This window comes from Selenomonas sp. (genome assembly GCF_052169755.1).
Taxonomy (GTDB): domain Bacteria; phylum Bacillota; class Negativicutes; order Selenomonadales; family Selenomonadaceae; genus Selenomonas.
Genome location: NZ_JBQNBV010000155.1, coordinates 1 through 4160, shown reverse-complemented (window position 1 = coordinate 4160; position 4160 = coordinate 1). Strand labels below are relative to the sequence as shown.

Below are 4160 nucleotides of genomic sequence, written 5' to 3'. Positions count from 1 at the left end.
GATCCGGCGAACTCGATGTCATTTGCGACGACTTCCGTCACATAGCGCTTCGAGCCGTCCTGCGCATCGTAGCTTCTCGCCTGCAGACGACCCTCGACGAGGATGCGGCTGCCTTTCGTCAGGTAGTTGCCGCAGAACTCCGCGAGCTTCTCCCATGCGACGATGGAAATGAAGTCCGCCGACGGCTGCTGCCCGTCGTTCGCCCTGCCGAAGCGGCGGTTCACGGCGAGCGAAAACGAAGCGACCGCCTTGCCGCTCTGCGTATAGCGCACCTCAGGATCACGGGCGAGATTTCCGGTCAAAAGCACCTTATTCATGGCAGTTCCTCCCTCAAATTCACTCCGCTTCTTCGACCGGCGACTCTGCCGCAGCCTTCTCGCCGACCGCGATGAGCTCCTCCGCACGCACGATCATGTGCTTCAGAAGATCGTCGGTGATCTTCATGACGCGGTCGCATTCCTTCATGCAGGCAGGCTCAGCCGTGACATTGAGCAAGCAGTAGTAGCCGTCCGTGTAATCCTTGATCTCATACGCCAGACGCTTCTTGCCCCAACGGTCTTCCTTGTCGATCGTGCCGCCGTTCGTCTGGATCAGCTTGACGAACTTCTCGATAACAGCGTTCGTCGCTTCCTCCTCCATCGGCTTCACGATAAAGATAACCTCGTATTTTCTCACAAAAACACCTCCTCTATGGTCTGTGGCTCCCTCGGGAGCAGGGAAGGCTCAAACTAAAGGAAGCGCTGATAAAATGAGGTCGCCCAGATGTGTGAAGATGGGTGGCTGAATTTATCAGTGATTCCTAACCAATTCGAACCAACTGTCCTGTGACTGAATGATTATATCATAAGAAAAGCCTTGGGGCAAGGAGAAATTCCCATTTGACAAAGCGCGGCGGCTCCTCTATAGTTGAAGTAACAGACATTTAGGGAGGAGGTGCGTCATGAAGCATCATTACAGCACGATCAACGGCATCGTCACAACATTTTCCGATATACACCAATCCGCTCAAAAGGGCGAAAGCATCTTGGTCTATATGGAGCGTGTAGCAGAAAACGGCTTTGATACGGCAGAAATCCTGCTGCCAAGCATCTCTTTCGTAAGCTACAGCGGCTTTAGCGAGGACGAGCGTACCGAGCTGCTCGCTTTCGTACAAAGAAACAGCGCTCTGATCTGGGAGATCGCACGCGAGGATGGTGAAGTCATTGCCGACGTGGGGTGAGTTATTCGGTTACCGTCTCTTTTTCTGGTCAAACGAAAATGATGAACCTGTACACATACATGTTTGTAAAGGTGTACCAACACCAAACGCCACAAAAATTTGGATTCCGCCAACGGGCAATCCCATCGTTGCACATAATCACAGCGGCATTCCGACAAAAGATTTGAACCGTCTGCTCAGGGGCATCGCAGCGAACAAAGAGAGCATCGTCTACAGCTGGTATCAGCATTTTGGTCGCTTGTGAGCAATCCGGATGCTAAAGAAATCCCTCCCGCCTTTCGATATACTCAATGAAACGATGTATTTTCTCGTGAAGAATCCATGCTGTCTCACATTTTTGAAAGGAGCTGGCTATTATGCCAACGATATATTCCATGACGCAAGCGAACTACGGCATGTACCGCTTCGCACAGAAGAGCGGCTACTCGCTTTTCGGCGGAACGGGCGCTGCGGGCAGCTCGCTTTTTGGAGCGCAGTCCTCTCGCGCTTCCAAGGGGCTTTCCTCGCTACTGAACTCGCAGAGCTTCGGTTCGAACGCCTACGCCCTTATGAACCTCAAGGCGAACACGCGCGCCGTACTGAAGTCTTACCAAGAGGCATCCGACGGCTTCTACAAGACGTTCGATACGGCGATGAACTCTCTTTCCAAGACATCTGCGGCGCTCAAGAACACGAACTTCAACGTCACGGGCGCGACCGAGGCAGACACGAAGCAGAACACCGAAGCCGCACTCAAAAACGTCAAGGACTTCGTTTCGGACTACAACGACACGATCAAAATGTTCGGCAACTACTCCGACGTCTCAAGCCGCGCCTCGGGCATGGCGAAGATGTTCGGCGACGCCTCTTACAAGGCGGACACCCTGCGCCAGGTCGGCATCACGGTGAACGCAGCGTCAGGGACATTGTCCGTCAACGACGCAGCGCTGACAAAGGCGCTCAAGGAAGAGCCGAACCGCGTCGAAAACATCCTCGGCAAAAACGGTCTCGCGGGCGCGACAGAAAAGAAGATCGACTTCGCCAAGACGCAGCGCGACAAGATCTTCCCGTCGGCGCAGCAAATGCTCGGTCCCAACTACCAGCGTGCGCTCGCCTACACGTCGGCAGGCGCCTTGACGAGCATGAATGCCTATGCCAATGTGGGGACGCTTCTGTCGATGTTCTTCTAAACGAATCCTTCCGTACAAAGAAAACCTAGCCAAAAAGGGCGCCGTCAGACAGACGGCGCCCTTCTTATACTTTTCCCCTCAGAGGAGCTTCGCCCGAAGCTCCTCTGCCGAAAGCGGCGAGAGGTATGCAGGAGCGATGTCGAGAACGGTCTTGCATCCCGCTGCACCTTCCTCCGCGAGACGATACGCCGCCCTTGCATACGCCAAGAGGACGTTCGTCGTAAATTCGGGATTCGAGTCGAGCTTCAGACTGTACTCGATCGCGTGCTTATGCTCTCCATAGCAGCCCGTCACACCCGTGCGGATGACGAAGCCGCCGTGTGCAAGTCCGCCGTGGCTTGCCTTGAGTTCTTCTTCCGTGATGAAATGCACGGTCGTATCGTAGTCGGCAAAGTAGTTCGGCATCTCCTTGATTTCCTTTTCGACCTTCGCCGCGTCCGCACCCTCTTCCAAGACGACGAAGCATTCGCGCGTATGCTTTTCGCGCGTCGTCAGATCGGGATTCTCACCGCGCCGTACGGCGGCGAGCGCCTTGACGACGGGTACGGTGTACTGCTTCGCATCCTTCACGCCCGCGATGCGGCGAATGGCGTCGGAGTGACCTTGACTGACGCCGCGCCCCCAGAAAGTGTAATCCTTGCCGTTCGGTAGGACGGCATTTGCGTAAACGCGTGCGAGCGAAAAAAGCCCCGGATCCCAGCCGACGGAAATGACGGCGACATGCCCCGACCCTTTCGCCGCCTTGTCCACAGCGGCAAAGTGCTCGGGGATCTTCGCATGTGTGTCGAAGCTGTCGATGACGTGGAAAAGCGCGGCATATTTCGGCGTCTGCTCGGGCAGATCCGTCGCACTGCCGCCGCAGAGAATGAGCACATCGACCTTATCCTGCCACGCTTCGATGTCTTCGACGCTGACGACAGGCACGCCATCCGTCCGTATCTCTACCTCTTTCGGATCGCGCCGCGTAAAGACGGCGACAAGCTCCATATCCTTGTTGTCCCGCACGGCGCACTCCACGCCGCGCCCGAGATTTCCGTAGCCGAGAATGGCAATCATCATATTCTCTCATCCTTCCCCATCAAGCGAGCACGCGTGCAAGGCGCACGATCTCCGGATCAAGCGTCTTGCGGTTCGTCACGGCATCGTGCAGGTTGATGCTCACGACCTTGCCCATGTCGAAGCCGAAAACGATGTTGCTCGCGCCCGACATCAGAGCCAGAGCCGCACGCTCGCCAAGAAGCGACGCTTTCATGCGATCCTCGACCGTCGGCGCACCGCCGCGCTGGATGTATCCCAAGACGGACACGCGCGTGTCGATCTTCGTCGTCTCACCGATGAACTTGCCCATATCGACGGCGGAGCCTGCGCCCTGCGCCACGACAATGATGCTGTACTTCTTGCCCGCCTCATAGGCTTCCATGATCTCCTGGCAGATCGCCGAAAGGTCATACTTGACCTCGGGCACGAGCACATATTCAGCGCCGCCCGCGACGCCCGCCATCATCGCAAGCCAGCCGGACTTCTTGCCCATGACCTCGATGAGTATGATGCGACGGTGCGCCGACGCCGTGTCACGCAGCTTGTTGATCGCCTCTAAGACCGTATTTGCCGCCGTATCGGCGCCGATCGTATAATCCGTTCCCCAAACGTCGTTCTCAATCGTCGCCGGCAGACCGACGATCGGCATACCGTGGCGCGAGAGGTGTGCCGCGCCCGTGAGACTGCCGTCGCCGCCGATGACGACGAGACCTTCGATGCCGTGCGCTTTGAGC

At 56.6% G+C, this 4160-nt stretch carries 7 protein-coding genes; 3 read left to right on the top strand and 4 right to left on the bottom strand.

The window, feature by feature from the left end; translation table 11 throughout:
* A partial coding sequence (locus ACTTKG_RS09430; RefSeq protein ID WP_442673951.1) for a single-stranded DNA-binding protein occupies positions 1-317 on the bottom strand: 317 nt, incomplete at its 3' end.
* Between the two features lie 19 nt (positions 318-336).
* On the bottom strand, positions 337-675 hold the full coding sequence (gene rpsF, locus ACTTKG_RS09425) for a 30S ribosomal protein S6 (RefSeq protein ID WP_442673950.1): 339 nt from the start codon (positions 673-675) through the stop codon (positions 337-339).
* A 265-nt stretch (positions 676-940) separates the two neighbouring features.
* Between rpsF and ACTTKG_RS09420 the strand changes: the two genes are divergently transcribed.
* The 3 genes from ACTTKG_RS09420 (at position 941) to fliD (ending at position 2388) form a co-directional block, all read left to right on the top strand.
* Entirely contained in the window at positions 941-1219 is a 279-nt protein-coding gene (locus tag ACTTKG_RS09420) for a hypothetical protein (protein WP_442673949.1), read from the top strand.
* The gene (locus ACTTKG_RS09415) at positions 1194-1463 is read left to right on the top strand and encodes a DUF4160 domain-containing protein (RefSeq protein WP_442673952.1); all 270 of its coding nucleotides are present in this window, start codon (positions 1194-1196) and stop codon (positions 1461-1463) included. The genes ACTTKG_RS09420 and ACTTKG_RS09415 overlap by 26 nt, the downstream gene beginning before the upstream one ends.
* A gap of 112 nt (positions 1464-1575) precedes the next feature.
* A complete protein-coding gene (gene fliD, locus ACTTKG_RS09410) occupies positions 1576-2388 on the top strand; it encodes a flagellar filament capping protein FliD (protein ID WP_442673948.1) in 813 nt (270 codons plus the stop codon).
* A 78-nt stretch (positions 2389-2466) separates the two neighbouring features.
* Here fliD and ACTTKG_RS09405 read toward each other — a convergent pair whose 3' ends face one another.
* Both ACTTKG_RS09405 and ACTTKG_RS09400 read right to left on the bottom strand, forming a co-directional pair.
* Positions 2467-3447 carry a diaminopimelate dehydrogenase gene (locus ACTTKG_RS09405; RefSeq protein ID WP_442673947.1) on the bottom strand — a complete coding sequence of 327 codons (981 nt, stop codon included), beginning with the start codon at positions 3445-3447 and terminating at the stop codon, positions 2467-2469.
* A gap of 19 nt (positions 3448-3466) precedes the next feature.
* Positions 3467-4160: ATP-dependent 6-phosphofructokinase (locus tag ACTTKG_RS09400; protein WP_442673946.1), on the bottom strand; the 694-nt coding region annotated here is incomplete at its 5' end.